Source organism: Streptomyces sp. NPDC059373 (assembly GCF_042751495.1).
Taxonomy (GTDB): Bacteria; Actinomycetota; Actinomycetes; order Streptomycetales; family Streptomycetaceae; genus Actinacidiphila.
This window is the reverse complement of sequence record NZ_JBHYXC010000002.1, coordinates 576,280-601,087: the sequence shown is the minus strand read 5'-3', so window position 1 is coordinate 601,087 and position 24,808 is coordinate 576,280. Positions and strand designations below refer to the sequence as shown.

Annotated in this window: 22 protein-coding genes; 11 read left to right on the top strand and 11 right to left on the bottom strand. The window is 68.0% G+C overall.

Annotation, left to right across the window (positions count from 1 at the left end; translation table 11 throughout):
• Nucleotides 1-27 precede the first annotated feature (27 nt).
• Nucleotides 28-1,257: a PP2C family protein-serine/threonine phosphatase gene (locus ACFXJ5_RS07040; protein ID WP_384627921.1), complete on the top strand. Its 1,230-nt coding sequence runs from the start codon at nt 28-30 to the stop codon at nt 1,255-1,257.
• A gap of 19 nt (nt 1,258-1,276) precedes the next feature.
• On the opposite strand, the gene ACFXJ5_RS07035 is transcribed toward ACFXJ5_RS07040, so the two are convergent.
• Nucleotides 1,277-2,698 carry a DHA2 family efflux MFS transporter permease subunit gene (locus tag ACFXJ5_RS07035; RefSeq protein ID WP_384627918.1) on the bottom strand — a complete coding sequence of 474 codons (1,422 nt, stop codon included), beginning with the start codon at nt 2,696-2,698 and terminating at the stop codon, nt 1,277-1,279.
• Nucleotides 2,699-2,713: 15 nt separating this feature from the next.
• Nucleotides 2,714-3,346 carry an NADPH-dependent FMN reductase gene (locus tag ACFXJ5_RS07030; protein WP_384627916.1) on the bottom strand — a complete coding sequence of 211 codons (633 nt, stop codon included), beginning with the start codon at nt 3,344-3,346 and terminating at the stop codon, nt 2,714-2,716.
• A gap of 119 nt (nt 3,347-3,465) precedes the next feature.
• On the opposite strand from ACFXJ5_RS07030, the gene ACFXJ5_RS07025 reads away from it, so the two are divergent.
• On the top strand, nt 3,466-4,152 hold the full coding sequence (locus ACFXJ5_RS07025) for a TetR/AcrR family transcriptional regulator (RefSeq protein WP_384627914.1): 687 nt from the start codon (nt 3,466-3,468) through the stop codon (nt 4,150-4,152).
• 22 nt (nt 4,153-4,174) lie between these two features.
• Here the strand turns inward: ACFXJ5_RS07025 and ACFXJ5_RS07020 are convergent, their stop codons facing one another.
• From ACFXJ5_RS07020 to ACFXJ5_RS06980, 9 genes are all read right to left on the bottom strand, one after another.
• Complete coding sequence (locus tag ACFXJ5_RS07020; protein WP_384627911.1) at nt 4,175-4,309, bottom strand: hypothetical protein; 135 nt, start codon at nt 4,307-4,309, stop codon at nt 4,175-4,177.
• Nucleotides 4,294-5,715, bottom strand: coding sequence for an ATP-binding protein (locus ACFXJ5_RS07015; RefSeq protein ID WP_384628347.1), 1,422 nt, complete (start codon nt 5,713-5,715; stop codon nt 4,294-4,296). Before ACFXJ5_RS07015 ends, ACFXJ5_RS07020 begins: the two co-directional genes overlap by 16 nt.
• Before the next feature lie 418 nt (nt 5,716-6,133).
• Entirely contained in the window at nt 6,134-6,553 is a 420-nt protein-coding gene (locus ACFXJ5_RS07010; RefSeq protein ID WP_384627909.1) for a PIN domain-containing protein, read from the bottom strand.
• On the bottom strand, nt 6,550-6,726 hold the full coding sequence (locus ACFXJ5_RS07005) for a hypothetical protein (RefSeq protein WP_384627906.1): 177 nt from the start codon (nt 6,724-6,726) through the stop codon (nt 6,550-6,552). Before ACFXJ5_RS07005 ends, ACFXJ5_RS07010 begins: the two co-directional genes overlap by 4 nt.
• Complete coding sequence (locus ACFXJ5_RS07000) at nt 6,723-9,173, bottom strand: helicase-associated domain-containing protein (RefSeq protein WP_384628345.1); 2,451 nt, start codon at nt 9,171-9,173, stop codon at nt 6,723-6,725. Before ACFXJ5_RS07000 ends, ACFXJ5_RS07005 begins: the two co-directional genes overlap by 4 nt.
• 355 nt (nt 9,174-9,528) lie before the next feature.
• Nucleotides 9,529-9,939 carry a hypothetical protein gene (locus ACFXJ5_RS06995; protein ID WP_384627903.1) on the bottom strand — a complete coding sequence of 137 codons (411 nt, stop codon included), beginning with the start codon at nt 9,937-9,939 and terminating at the stop codon, nt 9,529-9,531.
• 347 nt (nt 9,940-10,286) lie between these two features.
• Nucleotides 10,287-11,717, bottom strand: coding sequence for a VCBS repeat-containing protein (locus ACFXJ5_RS06990; RefSeq protein WP_384627900.1), 1,431 nt, complete (start codon nt 11,715-11,717; stop codon nt 10,287-10,289).
• A 194-nt stretch (nt 11,718-11,911) separates the two neighbouring features.
• The gene (locus ACFXJ5_RS06985; RefSeq protein WP_384628342.1) at nt 11,912-13,000 is read right to left on the bottom strand and encodes a methyltransferase domain-containing protein; all 1,089 of its coding nucleotides are present in this window, start codon (nt 12,998-13,000) and stop codon (nt 11,912-11,914) included.
• Between the two features lie 11 nt (nt 13,001-13,011).
• Complete coding sequence (locus tag ACFXJ5_RS06980; RefSeq protein ID WP_384627898.1) at nt 13,012-13,389, bottom strand: insulinase family protein; 378 nt, start codon at nt 13,387-13,389, stop codon at nt 13,012-13,014.
• A gap of 123 nt (nt 13,390-13,512) precedes the next feature.
• On the opposite strand from ACFXJ5_RS06980, the gene ACFXJ5_RS06975 reads away from it, so the two are divergent.
• The 9 genes from ACFXJ5_RS06975 (at nt 13,513) to ACFXJ5_RS06935 (ending at nt 24,803) form a co-directional block, all read left to right on the top strand.
• Nucleotides 13,513-16,371, top strand: coding sequence for a PKD domain-containing protein (locus tag ACFXJ5_RS06975; RefSeq protein ID WP_384627895.1), 2,859 nt, complete (start codon nt 13,513-13,515; stop codon nt 16,369-16,371).
• 402 nt (nt 16,372-16,773) lie between these two features.
• Nucleotides 16,774-17,055 carry a type II toxin-antitoxin system Phd/YefM family antitoxin gene (locus ACFXJ5_RS06970; RefSeq protein WP_384627893.1) on the top strand — a complete coding sequence of 94 codons (282 nt, stop codon included), beginning with the start codon at nt 16,774-16,776 and terminating at the stop codon, nt 17,053-17,055.
• Nucleotides 17,056-17,059: 4 nt separating this feature from the next.
• Complete coding sequence (locus ACFXJ5_RS06965) at nt 17,060-17,341, top strand: type II toxin-antitoxin system RelE/ParE family toxin (protein ID WP_384627890.1); 282 nt, start codon at nt 17,060-17,062, stop codon at nt 17,339-17,341.
• Nucleotides 17,342-17,811: 470 nt separating this feature from the next.
• Entirely contained in the window at nt 17,812-18,552 is a 741-nt protein-coding gene (locus ACFXJ5_RS06960; protein ID WP_384627887.1) for a restriction endonuclease, read from the top strand.
• Nucleotides 18,553-18,747: 195 nt separating this feature from the next.
• Nucleotides 18,748-21,216 (top strand): EcoAI/FtnUII family type I restriction enzme subunit R, encoded by a 2,469-nt coding sequence (hsdR, locus tag ACFXJ5_RS06955; RefSeq protein WP_384627885.1) that lies wholly within the window; start codon nt 18,748-18,750, stop codon nt 21,214-21,216.
• 82 nt (nt 21,217-21,298) lie between these two features.
• Entirely contained in the window at nt 21,299-21,898 is a 600-nt protein-coding gene (locus ACFXJ5_RS06950; RefSeq protein WP_384627883.1) for a hypothetical protein, read from the top strand.
• Nucleotides 21,899-21,983: 85 nt separating this feature from the next.
• Nucleotides 21,984-22,151 (top strand): hypothetical protein, encoded by a 168-nt coding sequence (locus ACFXJ5_RS06945; RefSeq protein WP_384627881.1) that lies wholly within the window; start codon nt 21,984-21,986, stop codon nt 22,149-22,151.
• A 1-nt stretch (nt 22,152) separates the two neighbouring features.
• Complete coding sequence (locus tag ACFXJ5_RS06940) at nt 22,153-23,658, top strand: N-6 DNA methylase (RefSeq protein WP_384627878.1); 1,506 nt, start codon at nt 22,153-22,155, stop codon at nt 23,656-23,658.
• On the top strand, nt 23,655-24,803 hold the full coding sequence (locus ACFXJ5_RS06935) for a restriction endonuclease subunit S (protein WP_384627875.1): 1,149 nt from the start codon (nt 23,655-23,657) through the stop codon (nt 24,801-24,803). The genes ACFXJ5_RS06940 and ACFXJ5_RS06935 overlap by 4 nt, the downstream gene beginning before the upstream one ends.
• The last annotated feature ends 5 nt before the right edge of the window (nt 24,804-24,808 follow it).

Here is a 24,808-nt window from a genome sequence, read left to right as displayed (position 1 = left end):
TGAGCAGAAAGAGTTGCGAAAGCGGACATGACACATGCCCGAGACCACCAGCGCGACCACCAGCGGGACCACTGGCCGACCTCGCAACCCACGACCTCGCAGCTCGCCAAACGGCTCGTCCTTGCCGCCGCACACCTCGCCGCCGGCGTACCCGTAGTGATCGTCTGCGCAGTCGCGCTGGTCGCCTTCGTCACCGGATCCGGGCTGAGCTGGCTGCCGCTGCTCGCCGTCGGGCCCGCCCTGGCCGCCGCCACCAGCAGGCCGTGGGGAGTCCTCCGCATCGGCGTTCTCGCCGTGGCACTGGGCGCCCTGCTCGGCGCCGGGGGCGGTGCGCCGGGCCACGAGCAGGCGATCGTGCTGTCCGCGCTGGTCGCCGTCGCCCTCGCCAGCGGCCTGGCCAGCGCGGAGCGCGTACGCCGCGAACGCGTACTGGCCGCCGTCCGTTCGGTCGCCGAGGCCGCCCAGCACGCTCTCCTCAAGCCCGTACCCGCCACCGTCGGCCAGTTCCAGGTCGCCGTCCGCTACAGCGCCGCCGCCGCCGAGGCCCGGATCGGCGGGGACCTCTACGCGCTGGTACCGACTCCGTACGGCGTCCGGCTGATCGTCGGCGACGTACGCGGCAAGGGTCTGCCCGCCGTGGGCACCGCCGCTCTGGTCCTCGGTGTCTTCCGCGAGGCCGCCTACGACGAGCCCGACCTCCTCGACGTCGTCGGCCGGATCGAGCGCAGCCTCGCGCGCAACCTGGGCCCCGACGACTTCGTCACCGCCGTCGTCGTCGGCTACCCCGGCGCCGGGCACATGGAAGTCGTCAACTGCGGGCACGCCCCGCCCCTACTGGTCCGCGACTCCGACGTCCTCGCCGTCGAACCGACCCACCCGGCTCCCCCGCTCGGTCTCCGCGCCCTCAGCGGCGAGACCCCCACCCTCCAGCTGCTGCCCTTCGCCGACGGCGACCAGCTCCTCCTCTACACCGACGGCGTCACCGAGGCCCGCAACCGCGGTCGCGAGTTCTACCCCCTCATCGACCGGGTGGCGCGGCACCTCTCGGACGAGCCCTCCCAAACCCTCGCCGCCCTCCACGCCGAGCTCCTCTCCCACGTCGGCGGCCGCCTCCACGACGACGCCGCCCTCCTCCTCCTCCGCAAGCCCGCCGCCGTCGGCGCCCCGGCTCTCGCCGCACCGAGGCACACGGACGGCGCGCCCGCGGATCACGCCGTTGTCGAGCCGTCGTACAAGGCAGCCGGGCTGACCGGTTGAGCACGAAGGCCCCGACCAGTCAGGGCCGCCGCCCCGGGAGGAGCGACGCGGGCAGCAGCGCCAGCGCGAGCACGGCCGCCGCGGCCGCGTACGTGATCCGGAACCCCGCCGGGTCCGCGCCCGCCGAGCCGAGCACCACGGAGATGAGCGCCGTCCCCATCGACGCCCACACCTGCGCGTTGATGCTCAGCGCCGTGCTCGCCGCGGCCATGCGGTCCCTCGGCAGGTCGCGGCTCGCGGTCGTCATCGTCGGCATCAGCACCATCCCGGAGCCGACGCCCATCACCATCGCCGAGCAGACGACCCGCCAGACCGCCGCGCCGTCCGTCCCGACCTGAAACGCCGTCAGTGCCATCCCGAGCGCCCCCACCGCGATCCCGGCCGGGATCAGGCGCCGCGGCGACGCCTTGTCGATGCTGCGCGCGGCGATCTGCATCGTCGTGCCGACGGTGAGCCCGACCGGCGCGCCCAGCAGCCCCGCCGCCGTCGCGCTCATGCCCCGCACCTGCTGCCAGTACATCGGCCCGAGCAGCATGGACCCGAAGTAGCCGCACGTGAACAGCGCGAGCGTGCCGATCCCGACGGCGAACGTCCGGTCGCGCAGCAGCCGCAGGTCGAGCAACGGCTCACGGGCCGTCAGCGCGCGGCGCACGAAGGCGGCGACGAGCGCGGTGCCGGCGAGCGTGGGAACGAGCGCGCCGGCGACGGCGAAGTCGCCGCGCGTCCCGCCCCGCGCCAGCCCGAACAGCAGCAGCGCGAGGCCGGGCGAGAGCATCAGCAGGCCCGGGACGTCCAGCTTGGGCGGCGATGGCGTGTCGCGCGGCGGGTCGGGCCGCAGCAGCTTCGAGGCGAGCGCCAGCGCCGCCGCCCCTACGGGCAGGTTGACGAGGAAGATCCAGTGCCAGGACGCGGCGTCGATCAGCCAGCCGCCGAGCACCGGCCCGGCCACCGGCCCGACGAGGATGGGCAGCCCGAGCAGCGCCATCGCCCGCCCGAGCAGCGCACGGTCCGCTGCGCGCATCACCATCGCCATGCCGACGGGCATCAGCAGCCCGCCGCCGAGCCCCTGCACCGCACGGAACGCGATCAGACTGCCCGCGTCCCATGCGCACGCGGCGAGCAGCGACCCGAGCGTGAACAGCACGAGGGCGGTCAGGTAGGCGCGCTTGGCACCGATCCGCCCCATCGCCCACGCCGCGGTCGGGATGACGGCGGCGAGCGCGAGCGTGTATGCGGTGGCAGTCCACTGGATCGTCTCCAGCGGGGCGCGGAACGCCTCGGAGAGGCTGGGCAGTGCGACGTTGACGATCGTCATGTCGAGCACCGACATCACGGAGCCGATGATCACGACGGTGAGGGTTCGGTTGAGCGCCGTGGACGCGGTCCGGGGCACCTGTGACGGCGCCCCGACATCCTCACCGGCGTCCTGTGCCGCGGACACCTCGCGCGCCCCCCGTCAACCCTCGTAGGGCTGGGTCGTGCGACCCGTCCGCAGCGCCCGTCCCCACCAGGCCAGTTGGCTGAGCATGCCCTTGGCCGCGCCCTCGCACACAGCCGCGTCGCGCGGCACGCCGTTCTCCGCGAGCCCCGACCACGGCCCGTGCAGGCTGACGGAGTCGCGCACCGTCATGGCGTGCAGCTCGGCGAAGACAAGCCGGAGCTGCTCGACGGCGCGCAGGCCCCCGGCGAGTCCGCCGTAGGAGACGAAGCCGACCGGCTTGGCGTGCCACTGCCCGTGATGCCAGTCGATGAGGTTCTTCAGGGAGGCCGGGAAGCTGTGGTTGTACTCGGGGGTGACGATGACGAAGGCATCGGCGGCGGCCAGCCGCGGCGTGACGTCTGCCAGTGCAGCGGCCGCCTCCGGGCTCGGCGCGCCGCCCCAGTCGGGCATGACCAGCGGCAGGTGGACGGCCGCGAGGTCGATGACGTCCAGTTCCAGGCCGCCGTGGCCCGCGGCGGCGCCGAGGAACCAGTCGGTGACGGCGCGGCCATGGCGGCCCTCTCGGACGCTGCCGACAACGACGGCGACGCGCAGCGGCGCGTCCTTGTGAGCGGCGATGGCGGTGGGCCCCGGTTCGGTGGCAGACATGGTGGTATCCCCTCGTTGAGCGGGTCGACCACCCCGTGCGGTCTCCCCTCCGGTAAAGTACAACGTGCGCTGTAAAAAATACAACGACCGTTGTACATCGCGGTCAGGAGGAGGCGAGCGTGGGCAGCAGCAACGATGCCCGGATGGAGAAGGCGGGGCGCGAGGTCCCGCCCCGAAAACTGGAGAAGCAGATCGCCATCGCGAGCGCGTCCTGCACGGTCTTCGGCCGCGAGGGCTACGCACGCGCCCCGGTCGACGCGCTCGCCGCCGCGGCCGGCGTCTCGACGCGCACGCTCTACAACCACTTCCCGGGCGGCAAGGCGGAGCTCTTCCGCACCGTCGTCACCTGGACGTCAACCGAGGTGCGGGACGCCCAACTCGCCCAGATCCACGCCCTGCTGGACCCCGAACGCCCGCCTCACCCGGACGACCTGGAGCGCGACCTCGTCGCCCTCGCCCGCGCGTTCGTCGGCATCATGGCCGACTACCCGGACCACTTCGCGCTCGTCCGCCACATCCACGCCGAGGCCGACCACGTACCGCCCGAGGTACTGGAGGCCTGGACCGACGCCGGGCCGGGTCCGGTCGGCCACGCGCTCGCCGACGCGATGGCGGGTCTCGCCGCGGCCGGCCTGATCGATGTGCACGGCGACGCGGCCATGGCGGGCGCTCACTTCATGGCGCTGGCCTCGCACTCGATCGTGCAACTCTCCCACTACGGCGTCCTCCCGCTGCCGAAGGAGGAGACCGACCGCTTGATCACGGGCGGCGTCGCCGCGTTCCTCCGGGCGTACCGGGCCGCGTGATCCGCTGCCGTCCGGCGAAAGGTCACTGGCTCGTCCACAGCCGCACCGTGCCGTCGTTGCTGCCGGTGGCCGGCGTCTTGCCGTCGGGACTGAACGCCAACGTATACACGTCGTTGTTGATCAGCCCTGGGCCGCACTGGTTCAGTTCCTGTGCCACGCGCTGAGCAGTTCCTCCGGCCCATACGCCGCCTGAAGCCCAGAACAGCTGACCCCGCTGCGAGAAACCGCGACAAGCGGTACGGGATCATCGGTGACCGCCGCCCGGTGCTTGTGCAGCGCCGCGAGATCGTGGCTGTCGAACGCGGAGTTCTCCAGCCACTTGACCGAGCCGAGAAAAAGCAGCCGCTTCGCCACGGGCTCCCGGTCGGCGCCCACCAGGTCGATCTCGACGTCGTTGCTCCGGGTCCAGTAGCCACCGATGGCCGGGACAGCGGGCAGCTGACCGTCCGGCAGCAGGCGGGCGAGAGACTCGCGGACCAGCGGCTCGACGGCGCGGCCCCGCCAGCTCGTCCACTGCTCCTTGATCCGGTTCAGGGTGAGGTCGCCGCGCATCCGCTCGATCTCGGCCATGTGCGGGTCGAGAAACGCCAGCCAGAACCGCAGATACGGATCCGCCACCCGGTAGCGGCGCTCCTTGGACGGCCGCAGCGAGAGTGGCAGTTCAGCCGCCACGACCCGCTTCTCGGTCAGGACGTCCGTCGCCCTGGTGAGCGTCGTGTGGGCAATGCCTCCGGCAGCACGCGCGATGTTGGTAAAGGTCCGCTCCCCGGACCCGATGGCCCGCAGCACTTCCCGGCTCATCGCCTGCGGCGGGAACTCCGCAGCCAGCGAACGCTCGGCGGAGACCAGGAGCGCCGAGATCGCGTTGTCCAGCGAGTCCCGGAGGAACTCCCACAGCGATGCCCCTGCCCGCCACTCCGCGCAGATCAGTGGCAACCCGCCAGTGACCAGGGCGGCATCGAAGGCGGCTGCCGGTTCCAGACCGAGCATCTCACCGATGTCGGCAGGATTCAGCGGCCCCACAATCATCTCGCGCCCGCGCTGGTGGAAGGGTCGGTCGTAACTGTCCAACGCCTCCATCATCGACAGATCGGACCCGACCAGGAGCAGCAGTACCGGCTTGCGGCTGAGCAGTCGGTCCCACGCCCGCTGCAGCATCCCCTCGAAGGCATCGATACGGTCCATGAGGTACGGGACCTCATCAATGACGACCACACTCGGGGTGTCGTCGGGCAGGACTTCCGCCAGCAGCCTGAAGGCCGCGTTCCACTGCCCTGGGGCCTCCTCCGCGAACAGACCACGCTCCGGCAGAGTGGACGTGGCGACGGCATCGAGCAGCTCCGCCAGCTCGTCCTCAGCCAGTCCGCCGGCTGCCGTAAAGAAGATGTACGGCACCTCAGCGCGGCGCAGGAACTCCTCGACCAGGCTGGACTTGCCGACTCGCCGTCGGCCACGCATGAGAATGCACTGTCCGGGCTTGGCCGATCCGGCGGCTTCACGCACCTCGTCGAACGCGGCGTTGAGCACGCGCAGCTCCCGGTCCCGTCCAATGAAACGTCGCACGAGCAGCCATCCCCTCAATGGTATCGAATCAGATACTATCTCCATCGATACTATCTCGCGAAACAACGTTGAACGAGACCCCACGACACGGCTCGCTCGAACATCGCAGGGCGATCGATCGGGCCTGCCGAGCACGAGAGGAAGGCTGAGCCGTGGGGCGACAAAGGAGACCACACACGTCGAAGGGCCCCACCACGAACGGTGGGGCCCTTCGACATCGTGCCCGGTGAGGCACTGGCGGAGGATACGAGATCCGAACTCGTGAGGGGTTGCCCCCAACACGCTTCCCAAGTCTCCGTCCGGGGGTTCGCCTAGGTTCGGGGGTGGCCCTGACCTGCGGTAGAACGGTCCGGGGAGGCGGTGGCGGACGCCCCTGAACAGAGATGAATGAGACCGGAACTGAGACCAGGGACCCGTGTCAGACTTTCCTGACGACGATCGCGTCCGGGACCAGTTTCTCCAGGTCATCCACGTCCGAGGTGAAGACGGTGACCTGCCCCTTCTGTAGTCGCGCAACGACGGCGAGCACAGCGTCAATCGCGTACTTGTGGCCATGGAGTCCTGCTCCGGCCAGGAGTCGACGAGCCTTTCGGGCCTCGTCCTTCCCGATATCGGCGACCTTGAGCCGGGAAAGCACCCAGTCCCAGCGCTGCCCAGTCGTCCTGCCGTCGTACGCCTCCACCAGCGTCATGGGGGACGTGACCACCTCGGCCTCACCGCGCGCCGCGAGATCCAGACGGGCGATCATCATCCGGTCGCCCCGCACGGCCAGGGACAACGCCTCAGAGTCGAGCACGAAGATCCGCAGCGGCCCATGCTCGCCACTTCGTTTTTTCACGCGGCCTCTCCCCCGCGGCCCTTGCCGGCCCCGCGGCGGCGCTCGTGCTCGGCATCGAGGTCGTCCAACTCCCCCAGCGCCCCCGCACGCTCCCCTTCGGTGACCGGGCCGTGCTCTTCCTCCAGCCAGTCGACCAACTCCTGCAGCCCAGCCAGTCCATGACCGGGGATCATAGGGACTGTGCGGGCATGACGCCTTGGATGCGGGAGAGCGTGAAGACACGTTCGTCGTTCCGCAGGTGACACCAGGCGTGCAGGTAGGGCGGGTCCAGGTCCAGTTCGCTGAGGCTTCGCACGGTGTGGCCGCCTGAGGCGGCGACGTACTCGATGGTGATCGCCTGGCCGGCAGTGACGGCGTGGGCGAGCTGGCGTACGTCGGTGAGGGACAGTCGGCTCGCGTACCCGGCGATGATCTCCTCGGTGTCGGTGTCGGTGTCGAAGGGGATCCCGCTGTCCGGTTCCGGCTCCGGGCTGGTCGGCGGGGCGGCTCGCAGCCTGACCGCCAGGGCCCGCAGGCCGCCGGCCGACACCCGAACGTGCTCCGCGGCGGTGGACGGCGGCCGCCGTGAACCGGAGGTGCGTCCCGCAGAGCGAGGAGAAGGGACCGACACGGCGGCGCGGTGCTGCTCGGCCTTCTCGATGCGTACGGTTCCGTCGGCGGTCTCGGCGACGGGCGCGTAGCCCTCGGCCCGGAGCGCCGCGAGGGTCTTGTCGAGTGGAGTACGGCTGACCAGTACGGTCGGTGCCAATTGCCGCAGGCCGAGCTTGGCGAGCTTGCGGTGGACGGTGAGTTCGGCCAGGAGCGCGGCATCCTCACCGTGGATCACGCAGGCGGCGGGGGCGAGGCGAACGCGTCCGTGGAGGCGTGCGGTGTCAGCGATCAGGTACGCCAGCGGCTGCGGCAGGGACCCGGCGGCGACAGCGGCCAGATCGGCGGCGATGTCGTCGGCGGTGCGCCCGGCGTCCAGGGCACGGCGGACGCTGCCGGGGCTGAACCGCCACACCGATGCCGTGCCGCCGGCTTCCCGGTCGGCGACGGAGTCCAGGAGCGTGGTGAGCCGGACGGACGGGGTCCCGGTGGCAATGGCCGTGAGGTCGGCGCCGATGAGGGCCGTCCCGGTGGCCGCGGGCAGCAGCCGCTGCGCGCGGGCCGACAGTCCTTCCACGTCGTCAGCCAGCAGGGCTGCACCGATGCCGGACAAGGCACCGCGGGCGAGGACGCCGAGCAGTTCCGCTTCTCGGATGACGGTGGCGAACGGCGTTTTTTCCTGGGGCAGTTGATCGGCCAGGGGACGGTGCCACGCGACCAGCGGCCCCAGATCGGGGGCGTTGCGCACGCCCTGCCCGGCAGGGAGGTCCGCCGCCGCGGTGAGCAGCCCCTGCCGGGCCTGCACGCAGCCGTTGCAGGGCGGTGCCCCGGCGAGTGCGGGCAGCGCTTTGCCCTCCTCGTCGCGGGCCTGGGCAGGGGTGAGCGGCAGTGTCCGCCAGGCCTGAAGCAGCAGCGGGATCCGCTCCCCGGGTTCCAGCTCTGCCCAGGCGTCATACGCCTGGGTCACCGGAACGAGATCGCCCTCCCGGGCCAGCAACCCGCCCGCGTACGCCGTCTCCATCACGAGGCGCACCACGGTCTCGTCGCACTGCGCCGCCTTGCCGATACGGGCCAGCTCGCGCGCCCCGACCCCACCGGACTTCAGCCTGGCCGGCGGCTTGGCCGCGCACACCGACAACACGGAGGCGGCATGCGCGGCGAACCCCGTGAGCGCAGCCGCCGCCTCCCGCTCCACCTCTTCGCTGGTGACCGGCTGCATCCACGCGACGGGCGGTACGGGTTCGAACGGCGCGTGCCAGCCGGGGCCGCGCAGAGCCATCGCCACCTGGGCGGGCATACGGGCCGGGCCGTACCGGTAACGGTCCTGGACCAGCAGCCCCCGCTCCAGCGCCCACCGGGCGGCCCGTCCGGGGCCGGGCTCCGGAGTCCCGAACATGACGAACTGCTGCCGCCGGGACCCGGACTTCGCCAGACGCTCAAGCAGCTTGCGGGTTTCCGCAGGTGCCTGCCCGACCACTTCGGCAATGCGTTGCGGATCGCTGTGGTGGTCGACCAAGGACGCGAGCCGCTGCTGCTTGGTGCCGGGCGCCTTGACGCCCAGTGCCGCCAGCATCCCGCGCAACTCATCGGAGGTCACACCCGCCAGCAACTCCTCCAGCGGCGAATCCAACCCCAACGGCGCGTCCCACGCCTGCCTCAACGGTGCCGCCATGCGGAGCATCCCGCTGCCGTCCGGCCAGACCAGCGCATGATCAGCCAGCACCTCAAGCGCCGCGTCCAGCCTGCGGAGGCCCTCCGCGTCCACCACTCCCAGCAGCTTCGAGACTGCGTCCTGTGTCGCGGGCACCCCCCATGCGGCCAGCGCCTCGGCCACCTGCAGATACGGCCGCGCAAGCCGGGGCAGGACCAGCGCCACCGAACCCGGGCGTTGCAAGCGGTCCGCCAGTTCCCCCACCGACCGCGGCTCCGGAGGGGACACCGCGTCCGAACGCGCCGCGAGCACCCGCTCCAGGCGCGGGACGTCAAGAGCCCGCAGCCATGCCGCCAGCGTTGATCCACCTGACTTACCGATGAGGGCACCTCACCTCGCACGAGCAACAACATCGCCGGCCGACCAGCGCCGCACGCAACTCAAGAATGGCGTATCCAGGCCCACGAGCGTCACCCTGCGACCAAGGTCCTCCCCCTGGCCAAAAAGACCGAAAAGCCTTTGATGCCGGAAATAAATGAGACCAAAAGTGAGACCAGCTCACGACGAAGACCCCGACCGCTTGGCGGTCGGGGTCTTCATTTTTCCTGTTCAGGCGATGCGGAGGATACGAGATCGGGCAGGTCTAGCGATCTTCGCTGAACGCACCCGAACGCCGGCGAACGAGACTGCGGATGAGACTGGGACTCACCGCCTCGGCCTCGGCGTCGGCAGGCGGTCAGCCCTCCTGCGGCCGCTCGGCGGCCGGCGCGGGGACCGCCGGGGCGACGGGCGCGGCGACGGGCGCGGCCGGGGCGGCCTGCGCCTGTACCGGGGCCGGCGGCGGGGGCGGCACGGGGCCGGCGACGGCCTTGTCCCGGGCGCCTATCGAGCGGACGAAGTTCACGATCATCACGACGGGCAGGATGAACGCCTTGAAGAAGATGATGTACGAGCCGCCCTCGAAGATGAAACCGAGGTAGACGCCGTAGCCGACGAAACCGACACCGGCGAGGACGTTGAAGACGCGCCAGCCCGCGCTGAGGCCACCGACACTGGCCGCACCGATAGCGGTCATCGCGACACCGCTGATGATCAGGAGCACCACGTACCAGGAGAACAGGGGCTCGGCGCTAAAATCGAGGTTCACAGAGGATTCCCGTATGGATATAAGACGATCACTCGTTGAGGACAGGCGCGTACGGTACCGAATCCATGGAACATCTGTGCGCCCTTTTCCGGACCGTCCGCCCGCCTCGGCCGGCCGGGTCCGACCGGCGAACGCCCGAAGAAACCCCCGCAGAGCACCCGCAAGCGCAGGTCTGCCCGCCCTGACCACCAGTCGAACCCCCGGAGCGGCTGGATCGCTCCCGCCGGCGCGCTCCCGTTCGGTGATCCAAACGTTTCCCACCCGTATCCCCCGCGAGCGCACGACCCCGCCCGCGCGGCCGCCCGGCGAGGGCAGACGTCCTCGGCGGGCTGACGCCCGTACGCCGGTCAGATCACCCAGAGCAGCCCGTTGCCACCCAGCAGCGTGCTGCTCTGCTGTTTGAGGTTGACGGAGGCCGCCGTGAACAGGCGGCTGCCCTTGGCCGTCGGCCCTGAGTTGCCACCCGGGAAGACCCAGACGGCTCCGGTGGAATTGTTCTCGCCGGCCGCGCCGACGAACAGCTCAGGCCTGCCGGCGTTGTTCACGTCGCCGACGCCGACCGTCGTACCGAAGAAGTCGTCGGTCTCGTTCCCGCCCGGTACGCCCGCGGTGTCCTGGCTGAAGGAGTACGACCCGGTGCCGAGCGCGCCCGTGCGCCGGCCCGGGACGACGGTCACCTGGCCGGACCGGTTCTTGCCGGCGGCCCCTTCGTACGGGGTGCCGACGATGATGTCGGCGAGGCCGTCCCGGTTGAGGTCGGCCACGGCGAGCGCGCCGCCGAAGGCGTCGTCCCGTTCGCTCGCCCCGGGTACGCCCGTGGTGTTCTGCGTGATCTGAACGGGCTTGGCGTCGTACGCGATGCCGGTCGCCGTGCCGTACCAGACCAGCACACGACCGCCCAACGCACCGTCCACGCCCGCGGTTTCGGGATCGTCGGGGTCGCCGACCACGAGGTCGGCGTATCCGTCGCCGTTGAGGTCGCCGGAGGCGGCGATAAGGCCGTTGCCCGGGAGCGGGTCGTGCATGTACTCGGGATGCGTGTAGACCGCGCCGCCGGTCAGGTCGCTCAGGCGGACCGTGACGACGGCCTGGTCCGGAGTGGTGTCCCCGTTGAAGTCGCCGAGGGTGACGCTGTTGACGGTCGGTGTCTCTTCCTCGGAGGCGGCGGAGCCGAAGGTGCCGGTGCGGCTGAAGGGGCCCCGGAACAACACGGACCCGGACCAGCTGCTGACCAGTACCTGGGTCTTCGCTCCAGGACCGGTGCCGAGCGCGGAAAGGTCGAGGCCGTAGTACTTCTGCTCCTTGGTCGGGGAGGGAAGGTCGGTGGCGCTCGTCAGCCCGTTCTTGCTGCCCCACAGGACCGTGACCAGGCCGAAGTCCTTCCCCTGTGCGGTGTCCTCGTACGGCGCCGAGACCACCAGGTCGGCGTAGCCGTCGCGGTTCAGGTCGGCGGTGGCGGTTGCGCTGCCGAAGCGGTCGAAGAGCTCGGCAAAGCCGGGTACGCCGGTGGTGTTCTGCGTGATGGTCTTGCGCCGGGTCGCCGACAGCCCGGACGCCGATCCGTACAGCACCACGACGGCGCCGGCGGCCTCCTGGCCGGCCACGTCCGCGCCCGGCGCGGGCAGCACGGCGTCGCGATACCCGTCGCCGTTGAAGTCGCCGGGGACGGCGCCGTGCACGGCGGCGGCCGGGGCGGCCGACACCATCGTCGCGCCCAACAGTCCCGCGAGCAGGACGGCGGCCGATCTCCAACTGCCCCTGGACAGCAGGCTCATCATGTGAACCCCCTCACCCCGGGCGCACCTCGCGTACGCCGACATCACAGGCGAGGATTGTAGGGGGCATACACGCGGACCTCGGCGCGAGAGCAGCCGGCGGGGTCCGGGTCGGCGTCGACATTGACATCGACATCGACGTCCGGGGACGCGCCTACATCGGGTCAGCTCCTTGCGGCGTTCTCACGCACGATGGTTCAGGCCACGAGAAGGCGCAGGCCGAGCTCTGCCGCGTCGAGGGCGACGAGGTCGCGGTTGCGTTCGACCCACCGGCCTGAGGAAAGGTCGTCGCGGAGTCTGCTTACTGCCCGCTGCTCGGCCTCTGGCCCGACTCTGGTCCATACCGATACCGCGCGGCGCACATGTTCGTCCAGGTACGCCTCGGGCCGGCGCCAGTAGGCCTCGAAGAAGCCGTCAGCGCAGTCCCACGGGATGAGCACCGGCTCCGCGCGGCCCCCGATCGCGCGGGTCAGGTCGGCCAGTGAAGGCCAGCCGACGAGAAGGTCAGCGAATTCAGGCAGGTAGTCGCGGGTGAGCCAGAACCGCTGACGCCAGCCGGTGTCACTGGCGTCGTACGTGAACACCACCACGCGGCGGGCCACGCGCCGCATCTCGCGCAGCCCGGCGATCGGGTCATGCCAGTGATGAACGGTGCTGAAGGCCATCGCGGCGTCGAAGGACTGGTCCTCGAACGGGAGGCTCTCCGCACTGGCGGCCACGCACGGCGCCGCGCCCGCGGGACGCTGTTCCCGCATGACCGCCGACGGTTCCACCGCCGTGACGTCGCGGTCGGGGGGCTCGTAGGAGCCGGTGCCGGCCCCGACGTTCAGTACCGTCCGTGCGTCCCCGAGCGAATCCCAGATCCTCGCGGCGATCCGCGGCTCGGTGCGCCGCGTCGCTGGGTAAGCGGACCCGATGGCTTCGTACAACTGCGCGCCGAACACTTTCAGTTGTTCCTCCGGCGTCGTCCTGATACCCACGGCCCGTGCCTCCAGTTCCCTGTCTATGGCCGTCACCATGGCAGCTGCGCGGTCGCGCTGTTCCAGCAGCAGGCCGCGCAGCCGGTGCAGGTGCGCGACCGCGTCGGTGGTCGGGTCGTCAACCAGATCCGCGATCTCGCGCAATCCGAAGCCCAGCCGCCGATAGGCGAGCACCTCCCGCAGTCGCTCCACGTCACCCGCCGAGTAGGCCCGGTACCCGGCCGCGGTCCGCGCGGACGGCTGCACGAGGCCGATCTCGTCATAGTGATGCAGCGTGCGGACGCTCACGCCGGCCAGCTCGGCCACACGTCCCACGGTCAGGTTCTCTTCCACGCCACCGACAATGCGGCATGACGCCACGTGAGGGTCAAGCGCCTCCACACGGAGCGCACACGGTAGCTGAGCCCTTCCCGGTCCCGGATCCTGCTGCTGAGACGGCTGCTGGCGCTGCCGCCGAGGACGGTGTTGAACAGGCGCAGGCACTGCATCTCACGGTGCGACAGCGTGTAGCCGTCCCCGGGCACCGCCCACCAGCCCCCTCGCCCGAACTCTCTTCCGGCGCACGTCCCGTCGAAGACGGCGCACCGGCTGACGAGGGCACACGGTAATGGGAGGCTCAAGAGTCTGCAGTGCGCCGCTTTTCGATTGATCAAGATTTGTCTCAGGGGGCTCACTGGCGGCAGGGGGAGCCGCATCCAGATGATCTGCCCGTGCCTGATCTGCCGTATCGTTCCGCCAACTCCAGCAGACAGGTGACTGGATCTCAGTGGCCGTGCGCGCCGGCGTCCGACGTCCCACGGCCCGGGGGGAACACGTCCATGAGCCGCAGGCGACTGCTCGCGACATCCGCTGCCGTCCTCTCTGTACTGATCGGCGGTCTCGGTGTCGGCGTCGTCCACGCCGACACCGGCGCGGCCCTGTACGTCGACGATGCCGGCGCCGGCTGCAGCGACACCGGACCCGGCTCGCAGGCGGAGCCCTTCTGCCAGATCCAGCCGGCCGCGGACGCGGCGGCGCCCGGGGACACCGTCTACGTGGCGCGGAACAAGACCCAGTACGCCCCGGTGACGATCGCGTCGGTCGGCACCGCGGACGCGCCCGTCACCTTCGTCACGGCTCCCGGCGACAGCTCGGCCACCGCCGCCGTCGTCCTGGCCAAGACCTCGACGCCGGCTATGACCTTTTCCGGTGCCCAGTACGTCGACGTGACCGGGTTCAACCTCTCGTCCGTAGGGACGAACACCCTCGTGGTTTCCCGGTCCCAGCACATCACCTACGACGGGGGCTCGCTCATAACGGCTCAGGCGGCCCCGAGCACCGCTGAGACGATCACCGTCGACGGATCGTCCTCGGGCCTCTCGCTCACCCGGCTGCAGATCGCGCCCGAATCCGGCGGTCTGGCCTTCGCGAGTGCGACCGGAGCACAGGACATCACGCTGGCCGACGACCGCACTCTGCTCGGCGGAGGCATCTCGGCCGCCGGCACCACGGGCATCCACCTGGCAGGCGACACCGTCGAGACGCTCTGCGGCAACGCCATCAGCCTGACCGACGGCAGCTCCGGGTCCGTGGAGAACACCGTTGCGCTCCCCGACCCGACGGCATCCTGCTCAGACACCGGCACCCCTGCCGAGATCACGGTGGACGCCACCTCCGCACCGCAGGTCACCGCGGACTACAACGCGGTCAACCCCCGGTCGACCGGAACCGACTACGACTGGGCCGGCACCGCGTACGGCACCAGTCAGGTGTTCCGGGCCGGCACCGGCCAGGGAGCCCACGACCTGGACCAGACGGGCGTGACGCTCTCCACCTCGTCCGGACTGTCCTCGGAGCACTCGCCGCTGATCGACTCGGCGGACGCCGGCGCGCCCGGTGAGCTCCCCACCGACCTCCACGGGGCGCAGCGGGTCGACGACCCGCTCGTCGCCGAAACCGGCACGGGCTCCGGCGACTACGACCGGGGCGCGGTCGAGTTCCAGGACCCGCTGAGCCTGGGGATAGCGGGCCGCTCGTCCGAGGACGTCTACGTCGGCGTGCCGGTCACCTTCACGGCCGACTTCGTCAACCCGTGGTCGGACTCCCTCGACGGCTACAGCTACACCTTCGACTTCGGGGACGGCACCACGGCCACGTCCACGTCGGGTTCGGTCACCCACACGTACACGCAGCCCACCACGAGTACCAACATCTACGCCACGGTCACGGTGTACCGACCGGACGGCACCAAGATGGGCACCGAGGTCAGCTACGACTTCCCCGTCCATCCGCTGCCGCCGCTGACCGGGAGCCTCAGCTGCCAGACCGGCCCCGCTCTGCCGGACACCGCCGGCTGCAACTTCACCGCCTCCGGTTTCAGCGGCTACCCGATCACCAGCGACCGGATCACCTACGGCGACGGCTCTGCGGCAGTCTCCGTGACGGGCTCCAAGGGCTTCGTCCAGCACACGTACGCCGCCGCCGGCACGTACACCGTCACCCAGCAGCTCACCGACTCCGACGGACGCACCGCCACCGACACCACCCGAACCACCGCCGGCCCGGCCTATATCGCCACCAGCCCGAAGCGCATCCTCGACACCCGCAACGGCACCGGCGCCGCCAAGCGGAAGGTGGGGCCCGGGGGCATGATCCGCCTCAAGGTCCTCGGCGTGGGCGGTATCCCGACCTCCGGGGTGACCGCGGTCACCATGAACGTCACCGACACCGACGCCACCGCGAGCAGCTACGTCACGGTTTACCCGGACGGCACCAGCCGCCCGACCGCGTCCAACCTCGACTTCACCGCGGGGCGGACCAACCCGAACCTGGTCACGGTCCGGGTGGGCGCGGACGGCTACGTCGACCTGTACAACGCCCACGGCTACGTCGATCTCATCGCCGACACGCAGGGCTACTTCACGACCAAGTCCAGCACCAGCGACTACCGCATGAGCAACCTCGCACCTGTCACCCCGACCCGGGTCCTGGACACCCGCTACGGCACCGGCGCCGCCAAGGGCAAGGTCGCGCCCGGCAGCACGACGACCATCACCCTGCCGAAGGCGGCACGGGGGTCGGGCACCGTCGGCGCCGTCCTCAACCTCACCGTGACCGGAGGCACCAGCAGCGGCGTGGTCACCGTCTACTGCGGCAGCCGCCCGAGCACGTCGAACCTCAACTACCGCACCGGGCAGGCCGTCTCCAACCTGGTCGTGACGAAGGTGTGCAACGGCGGCGCGATCGAGATCTACAACGGTGGCGGACACGTCGACCTGATCGCCGACCTCCAGGGCCTCTACACCAACTCCATCGTCGACGGCACCTCCCCCTGGGGCAGCCCCTTCGTCCCGGCCAACCCCACCCGCCTCCTCGACACCCGCAATGGCACGGGCGCCCAGGCCGAGCCACTCGGTGCGAACAGCACCCTCACCGTGAAGGTCGCCGGAGTCGACGGAGTCTCGGCCGACGCGACCGCCGTACTGGTCAACCTCACCGGCGTCACCCCGACCACCGCCACACACCTGACCGCCTACGGCGCGGGCAGCCTGCCGAACGTGTCCAACGACAACCTGAGCGCCGGCGAAACCCGGCCAGTCCTCGCTGTGGTCCCCGTCGACGCCAATGGCTACGTCCACATCCACAACGCGAACGGATCGGTCAACGTCGTCGCCGACCTCGAGGGCTACATCGGCTGACCGCGCCCAGGAACACCCGGCTCCTCCTCGCCACGCACCGCCCCCGGAAGCGAGGAGGCTCAGCGGGTGATCGCTCCCGCACAGGGCTATCGTTCTTCTGTGACTGTTACCTACGGGTAAGGGCGGGTTGAGGCCGAACTCGCTGATGGCGGGTTGGTGCGGCAGGCCGAGCCGTTGAAGTATCTCGCGGTGACCACCTGACCTGGGGAAGTCGCGCCCGTCGTACGGGTCGGGTTACGAGCAGTGGCGCTCAGGGAGACGGGCAATGGGATGTGCGGGCGACCGTGCCCCGGGCGATGCTGTGGCGCCGATCCTGCGCGATATGGACTTCGGCTTCGCCGGGGCGCTGAAGGTGATCCGAAGATCGTCCGGGCCATTATGTACATCTGCTACATTGGTGACATGAATGATCCCGTGATCGAATCCATGGCCGATGTCCGCAGTCACCTCGCGGATGTCATCGATCGCGCCCGCCGGGAGGAAACCCCGACGATCATCACTCGGCGCGGCAAGCAGGAAGCCGTCGTGATCGACATCCAGGAGTACCAGCGCCTGCGTGAGATCGCGGAGAACGCCGAGGAGGCGTGGCTCAACCAGCTGGCCGACGAAGCCGACTCCGAGGGTGTGGAGGGGTCGGTCTCGCTCGAAGAGATGGCTGCCTTGCTGCGCGCCGATCAAGGCTGATCTCATGGGGTACGTCACGCGCTTCACGCCGCACGCCCAGCGGGACATGCTCAAGATCCCACGCCCGGACGCCCTGCGCATCCTGTACCGCCTGGCCGAACTCCAGAAGGCAATGGACGCGGGGGACAGCACGTCGTTCGACATCAAGGCACTCCAAGGGCACAGCGCCCGCTGGCGGCTCAGGGTTGGCGACTACCGCGTCGTCTACACCGTCGAGGACGGCCAGTTGATCGTGTGGGTCCTGGCCGCCGGCAACCGCCGCGACATCTATCGCCAAGTTCCGTAGGCCCTCCAGCAGTGCAGGTTGATGCCGACTGCCTGCCGGGAGTCGCGGGGGCGTGCGCCTGCCTGTTTGTCGAGATGTCTCGAATGTCGCCTGTCAATGCAACCAAAACTGCGACCACGCACGACGAAGGGCCCCGCCGCGAACGGTGGGGCCCTTCGACATCGTGCCCGGTGAGGCACTGGCGGAGGATACGAGATTCGAACTCGTGAGGGGTTGCCCCCAACACGCTTTCCAAATGTTCGTCCGGGTGTTCGGTAACGCCCGCCAGCGTCCCGACCTGCTGCTGAGCACTTCGACAGGCACCCTGCGGACGCTCGCGAACGGGGCTGAATGCAACCCAAACTGCAACCCTCTTACCTCCGTTCACCCAAGTCATCGACCTGGATTCAGGCCATTGGCCAAGAGACGGTCTACCCGGCGGCCACTTCGCTGTCCACACTCCACGGCAGGGAGCCGACGGAGGGGAAGCCATGGTCAAGAAGCGAGGACGGCGATCAGCTGCCCGCAAGCGCTGGAGCGTGCTCCTTGGTGGGGGCTCGCTGCTGTTGCTCGTAATCGTGGCGTTCTGGTCGGCCATCTGGCCGTACCTGCTTGGGGCCGGCGTACTCGGTGGCCTCGGTACCGGAAGCTGGTGGCTGTGGCGTACCGACAGGTTGGTGCGCGGCCGGGACCGGCAGTGGCGACAACAGGACGCGATCCAGGCCGGCCACCGGACCCTCGCCGAGGTGGACAAGATGTCCGGCACCGAATTCGAAGAACTGGTCGCCGCCCTGTGCCGACGCGATGGCTGCAACGACGTCCGCCGCGTCGGCGGATCCGGAGACAACGGCGCCGACGTCACCGGCCGCCTCCCGGACGGCCGCACGATGATCATCCAGTGCAAGCGCTACACACCACGCAGCACAATCGCTCCCCGCGAGGTTCGCGACCTCCTGGGCTCGAAAACCCACTTCGGAGCAGACCTGGCCGTCTTCGTCACCACCACCCGCTTCAGCCGCCAGTCCGAGGATCTCTGCGTACACAACGACATCCTCGCCATCCACCGCGACCACCTCGGACTATGGAACAGCGGAGCCACTTTGCAATCCCTGATCAGCATCAACGGCTGCGGCCAGGGCGACCGACAGCACCGAGCCCGCTGGAAGAAGACGTACAGGGAGCGGGGAAGCCGCCCGCAGCGGCAGGCACGGGGCACCAGAAAGAGCACGTAGCGCTGGGTGTATGCGTGGGATTACCCGTGCCCCGGCCGCCCCCGCCACGGGCGTTCGGCCGACTGTCAGTACCCACAAAGGCGTAGGCCGAGGGGCGAGCCTGACCGGTCGAGCAGCCGAGGCACTTCCACTCGGGTCTATCGGCGACCTTGCCATCTGCAATGACAGTAAGCCATATGCAGTACTACTCTCCGTATGGTGACAGCTGCGTATGGGATGACTGAAGAAGAGACGTGCAGGGCGTTCGTCATGCCCGCCCTCACATCCTCTGGATGGACCAACAATCAGATCCGGCCGCAGTTCCGAATCAATGACGGACGGCTTACCCCCACACCGAAGCGTCATGTACATGGAGATCCCCTGGTCGCCGACTACGTGCTGGAGTACATGCCGGACCTGCCCATCGGGGTTGTCGAAGCCAAGCGCTGGCGCATCGACGCCAACGACGGCGTTGAGCAAGCCCGTCGGTACGCCGCGAAGCTCGGACTGTCCTTCGCTTACGCGACCAATGGACGCCAGATCGTAGAGATCGACTACAGCAGCGCCGCTCCCACGATCCGAGAGATCGATCGCTTCCCGTCCCCCGACGAGCTGTGGGCCCGCTATCTGATCGACCTACAGGCGGACTCCGACATCGGGCGGGAACTCCTGATGGTGCCCTACGACCACACACTGCGGAATTCGGACAATACCGCCAAGCGCCCGCGTTACTACCAGCGCGTAGCAGTAACCCGCACCCTTGCGGCCATCGCTCGTGGTCAGAAGCGGATCCTGCTCGTGCTGGCCACCGGCACGGGAAAGACCATGGTGGCCCTCCAGACAGTCGCTAAGCTGCACAAGTCTCAGTGGGTTCCCGGGCGTAAGCCCAGGGTGCTGTACCTGTCGGACCGTTCCATGCTCGTCGACGACCCTAAGGACAAGTACTTCCTGCCGGTCTTCGGCCAGGACGATGTCCACAAGATCAGCGGCGACCCTGTCCGGGGACGGAAGATCTATTTTGCCCTGTATCAAGCACTTGAGAAGGGCGACGAGGAGGAGCTCTTCCGGCGTTACGAGCCCGACTACTTCGACCTCATCATCGTGGACGAGTGTCACCGGGGCAGCGCTCGGGACAATTCGCAGTGGCGTCGCGTGCTGGAGCACTTCTCACCTGCGACCCAGATCGGACTGACCGCCACCCCGATCAGCAAGAAGGAGGCCGACACCTTCGACTACTTCGGGGAATCGGTCTACACCTACTCGCTGGCCGACGGTATCGAGGACGGTTTCCTCGCCCCCTACCGCGTGCGTCGGGTCCGGCTAAACGTGGACATGGAGGGTTACCAGACCGACCCTGGGCAGCGAGACAAGTACGGCAACGAGATCCCGGAGGGTGTCTACGGCCCAAAGGACTTCGAGCGGGTCATGGTGATCCTGGAGCGTACAGAGGCGGCGGCCCAGTACGTGATCGACTATCTGCGTTCCACCGCGGAGGACGGCAAGCAGGGCAAGACCATCGTGTTCTGCGAGAACAATGACCACGCCGCGCGCATGCGCACGGCTCTCTTCAACGCGGCCTCTGCAGAGGTGCAGGCACTCCGCAACTACGTCGTCCGCATCACCGACGCCGACGGCCCACACGGGCGGGCTCAGTTGGACGAGTTCCGCAAGGACGATTCCGACGAACCAGTGATCGCCGTGACGTCGAAGTTGCTCAACACCGGCATCGACCTGCCCGCCGTACGAAACATCGTGCTCTTTCGCCGTATCGGCTCGATGTCGGAGTTCAAGCAGACCATCGGCCGGGGCACTCGCCTGTGCCCAGAGATCGGCAAGGGCTCCTTCGACATCATCGACTTCGTCGAGGCCACCCGGCTTTTCAACGACCCGGGCTTCGACGGCCCTCCGCTCCGCGTCGTACGCGACACTGCCGACGAGCAGGGGCACGTTGTCGGGCGCGCACCAGAAACACCCGAAGGCGATGCAGCCGACCCTGAGACCGTTGCCGAGCTCCAGGCCGACTACACCCAGGCGGAGGGTGGCACCTTCGAAGGACAGGGCGCCAACGGCACAGTGGACGACCCGGACGAGGTAGACCGCATCCGGTCCCGGGGTAAGCGGTACGTGGTCAACGGGGTCCCCGTATACAAGTGGGGCGAGAGACGCTACCAGCTGGACACAAACGGCCAGACGATGAGACTGGTGTCCATTCAGCAGTGGGTGCACGACCGCGTGCTCGAACTCGACCTGGCGCCGGACAAGCTGCGCTCTCAGTGGGCCGCAGCCAAGAGCCGGCGAGAACTCATGGCCATCCTGCGTGCCGCCGACGTCGAGTCGGAGGAATTGCCTGCGGAGTTCGGCAGCCCGGATGTAGACCCGGTTGACCTACTTCTGAACGTGGCTTGGGGGCTGCCCCTGGTCAGCCGGGAGGAGCGGGTGTATCGGTTCCTCCACGAGCACCGGGATTTTCTGGAGTCCTTCCAGCCCCAGGCCCGGCAGGTGCTGGAGGAGATGTTGCTGAAGTTCGCCGAGTACGGCTCGCCCCAACTCAAGCCGGAGACCTTGAACGTGCGCCCCTTCACCGAGATGGGGTCGGTGACCGAGTTGGCGGACCGGTTCAGCGACACGAAACCCATACACGAGGCCATCGACGAACTAAGCAAGCGCCTACTGGAGGCATCGTAAAAAAGTGACTTTAGGTTTACGTGAATGAACAACGCAGAACTAAAGTCAACTTTTAGGTTTTCGCGGATGCTAGAGTGACAAGGTGCTCAGAGACCGCACAGACACCAGAGCTGCCCTTTGGCGAGTTGCCAGTGGGCAGCGCGGCTACTTCACCGCCGCCCAAGCGCTGGAGGCCGGGTATTCGTACCAGGCCCAGCGCCATCACGCCCAGCGAGGCAACTGGGTATCCATCGATCGTGGTATCTACCGCTTCCGCGAGTTCGACACCTTGCCCGGAAGTGAGGACAGCCACTTGGTGCGCTGGTCTCTGTGGAGCAAAGGACGCGCGGTCGTTTCCCACACCACAGCGCTCTCCGTCCACGGATTGGGGGCGGCCAACGCTTCCCAGATCCATCTCACCGTTCCGCCCAGTTTCCGGCAGAAGGACAGTGCAGTGATCCTTCACCGGGCAGAGCTCACCGTGGACGAGATAGAGGAACGCGACGGCTATCGCGTGACGACACCAGTCCGGGCGATCACTGAGTGCGCGGCAGTACAGGTCGCACAGGAGACGGTGGACTGCGCCGTCACCGAGGCCTTGGAACGGGGGCTGGCTACCCGGCGGATCCTCCTGCATGCCGCTCAGCGACTAAACGCAAGGGCGGAACTCGGCATCGAGCGAGCGCTACAGGAGGCACGGTGACCGGACCCTACCGTGACGCCGACGCGCCGCGCCGCTCCCACGTTGTCCGACTCAAACAGCAGGCTAACGATGCGGACGCGGTGCCTTGCCTGACGCCGTACAGCACTGGGCCTACCCATACCCCGAACTGACCGAAGACCTGATCGAGACTCCGCCTCGGCTCAACCCCGCGCTCGACCTGGTGCGCGGCATCTGGGCCATGGCAGCCGAGACATCCAAGAACGGCGAAGCCGAACCGAAGCAGAAAGTCTGAGATGGCGTCCACCAAGAAGAAGGTGGCCACGGCCACCACGTCCAGGGCACGGCTCGCGTCCATCATCAAGTCGGCGCGCGACACCATGCGCAAGGACGCCGGACTCAACGGCGACCTCGACCGGCTGCCCCAGCTGTCCTGGCTGCTGTTCCTCAAGGCGTTCGACCAACGCGTAGAGAAGGTGGGGCCGCGTCTCGACCCCGACTACCGTCCGGCCATTGAGAAGCCCTACCGCTGGCAGGACTGGGCAACGAACCCGGACTTCAGCGGCAACGAACTGAAGACCTTTGTCAACGACGAACTCATTCCTCATCTCGCCGAGCTGAAAGGCACTGACGGCGACGCCGACGACCCCCGGAATGTCTTGTCGACCATCTTCAAGGACGTCAACAACCGCATGCAGTCCGGGACTTTGCTCCGGGACCTGGTGAACCTGGTGGAACAGATTCACTTCGATTCCTCAGACGATATCCACACCATGGCGTTTGTCTACGAATCGATCCTCAAGGAGATGCGGGACGCGGCCGGCGACTCCGGCGAGTTCTACACGCCCCGCCCCGTCAACCGCTTCATGGTCCAGCAGTCTTTCCTCAAGCTCGCCGAGTCGATCCTCGACCCGGCCTGCGGAACGGGCGGCTTCCTGGTACAGGCCTATGAAGACCTAGTGCAGCAGGTGGACACGGATACCCAGCGCAAACAGCTCCACGCCGATATCCGGGGCGTCGAGAAGAAGCCTTTGCCGTACCTGCTCGCCAGCATGAACCTGCTGCTGCACGGCGTCGGTGCGCCACGCCTAGTCCGGGAGAACGCACTACTGCAGATGCGGGATGCGACGGCGGCCGACCGGGTGGACGTGGTGCTGACAAACCCGCCGTTCGGCGGTGAGGAAGAGCGGTCAGTGGTCGAAAAGTTTCCGAAGGGCTACCAGACCCAGGAGACGTCATGGCTCTTCCTGCACGCGATCCTGGACCAACTGAAGAAGGGCGGGCGCTGCGCGATCGTCCTGCCGAACGGAAGCCTCTTCGCCACCGGCGAGAACAGCATCGGTGCCCGTATCAAGCAAAAGCTGATGAAGGAGTGCAACCTGCATACCATCGTCCGCCTGCCACAGGGCGTCTTCGCTCCCTACACCCAGATCCCGGCTAACCTGCTGTTTTTCGAGAAGGGCATGCCGACGGAGGACGTCTGGTTCTACGAGGTCCCGCTGCCGGACGGTCGCCGCGGCTACACCAAGACGAAGCCGATGCGAGTTGAAGAGTTCGACCCGTGTGTGGAGTGGTGGGGCGGCGAGAACCGCGAAGGCCGCGAAGATGGCGGCAACGCGTGGAGAGTATCAGCCGGCGACATCGAAAAGGCAGGATATAACCTCGATATCCCGAACCCACATGTCGGGGAGGATTTGACCCACCGCTCACCGGAAGAGATCGCGGACGAACTCCTCAAGACGGAGAGTGAGATTCTGGGGTTGCTGGAGGAGCTGCGCGAAGAGGTAGGGGGCCAACGGTGAGACTCGATTCGTTTCGACTTGGCGAAATTCTCACACTAGAACGCATCCCCGTCGACGTTGACTTGGAGATGGAATATGATCAGATCGGCATCAAGTCGTTCGGCAATGGGATCTTTCACCGTGACCCTTGCTTGGGTAGCGACCTAAGCAAGCTCAGATATTTTGAAGTGCATCCCGACCGCCTAATCGTCAGCAACATCATGGCTTGGGAGGGCGCAATCGGCCTATCGACGGAGAGCGAGAAGGGATTCGTCGGATCGGCCAGATTCCTGAGCTACCGAGCGACTGGCGACGTTGATCTTCGCTACCTGAACTACTACTTCCAAAGCACAGACGGACGCTCGTTGATTCGCTCGACCTCCACGGGAACCGTCGCTCGCAACCAGACGCTCTCACCAAAGAACTTCGAGAAGGCAACGGTTCCCCTACCCGCCCCGGACGAGCAGCGACGAATCGCGAACAAACTTGACACCCTTACGGCAAAGCTCAATGCAATTGCTGCAGCCTCTCCCAGCTCGGAGAGTGCCCGGCAGCTTGCGGTATCCGGGCTCGACAAGGTACTCGCCCGCTGGGCGACCGGTACCGTCAGATTGGATCAGACCTGCACACTCGTAAACGACACCGTCCACCCGGGTGACGATCCAAGCCCGGCAAAGGAGTTCGTCGGTCTGGAACACATCGCACCGCACTTCGGCACGCGGACTGGATCACGCGCCATCGGCGATGAGAAGGGACGTAAGTTCAGATTCGCCCCTGGGGATGTTCTCTACGGTTACCTGCGCCCGTACCTGAACAAGGTGTGGCTCTCCGATCGAGCTGGGCTCTGCAGTGTGGAGCAGTACGTAATTCGCCCAAATGGCACGATGCCTGGCGAGCTCATTGCAGCTGGCCTGCGGAGTAAATCCACCTTGGACAAGGTTCTGCACGCCACCCACAACCTCCAGCTTCCGCGCCTTCGGTCGGGTCTTCTTTTGGCCATGGAAATCCCCGAGATTCCACCCGAGCACCACGGGCAGGCGGCAGCCGATGTCAATGCATTCATGCACAAGGTTCGACACCTTGACGACCGCCAGCGTCACCGCGACAAAGTTCTAGCCTCCCTCCGCCCCGCGCTCCTCAACGCCGCGTTCTCCGGAAAACTGTAGCCGCC

Bases quoted from the DNA above. Each gene is read 5' to 3' on its own strand.
- ACFXJ5_RS06975 (WP_384627895.1), top strand. From the start codon at position 13,513: ATGAGCCGCAGGCGACTGCTCGCGACATCCGCTGCCGTCCTCTCTGTA.
- ACFXJ5_RS06965 (WP_384627890.1), top strand. From the start codon at position 17,060: ATGGGGTACGTCACGCGCTTCACGCCGCACGCCCAGCGGGACATGCTC.
- hsdR (WP_384627885.1), top strand. From the start codon at position 18,748: ATGGTGACAGCTGCGTATGGGATGACTGAAGAAGAGACGTGCAGGGCG.
- ACFXJ5_RS06960 (WP_384627887.1), top strand. From the start codon at position 17,812: ATGGTCAAGAAGCGAGGACGGCGATCAGCTGCCCGCAAGCGCTGGAGC.
- ACFXJ5_RS06980 (WP_384627898.1), bottom strand. From the start codon at position 13,389: ATGCGGCTCCCCCTGCCGCCAGTGAGCCCCCTGAGACAAATCTTGATC.
- ACFXJ5_RS07030 (WP_384627916.1), bottom strand. From the start codon at position 3,346: ATGTCTGCCACCGAACCGGGGCCCACCGCCATCGCCGCTCACAAGGAC.
- ACFXJ5_RS07040 (WP_384627921.1), top strand. From the start codon at position 28: ATGACACATGCCCGAGACCACCAGCGCGACCACCAGCGGGACCACTGG.
- ACFXJ5_RS06940 (WP_384627878.1), top strand. From the start codon at position 22,153: ATGGCGTCCACCAAGAAGAAGGTGGCCACGGCCACCACGTCCAGGGCA.
- ACFXJ5_RS07005 (WP_384627906.1), bottom strand. From the start codon at position 6,726: ATGATCCCCGGTCATGGACTGGCTGGGCTGCAGGAGTTGGTCGACTGG.
- ACFXJ5_RS06970 (WP_384627893.1), top strand. From the start codon at position 16,774: ATGAATGATCCCGTGATCGAATCCATGGCCGATGTCCGCAGTCACCTC.
- ACFXJ5_RS06990 (WP_384627900.1), bottom strand. From the start codon at position 11,717: ATGATGAGCCTGCTGTCCAGGGGCAGTTGGAGATCGGCCGCCGTCCTG.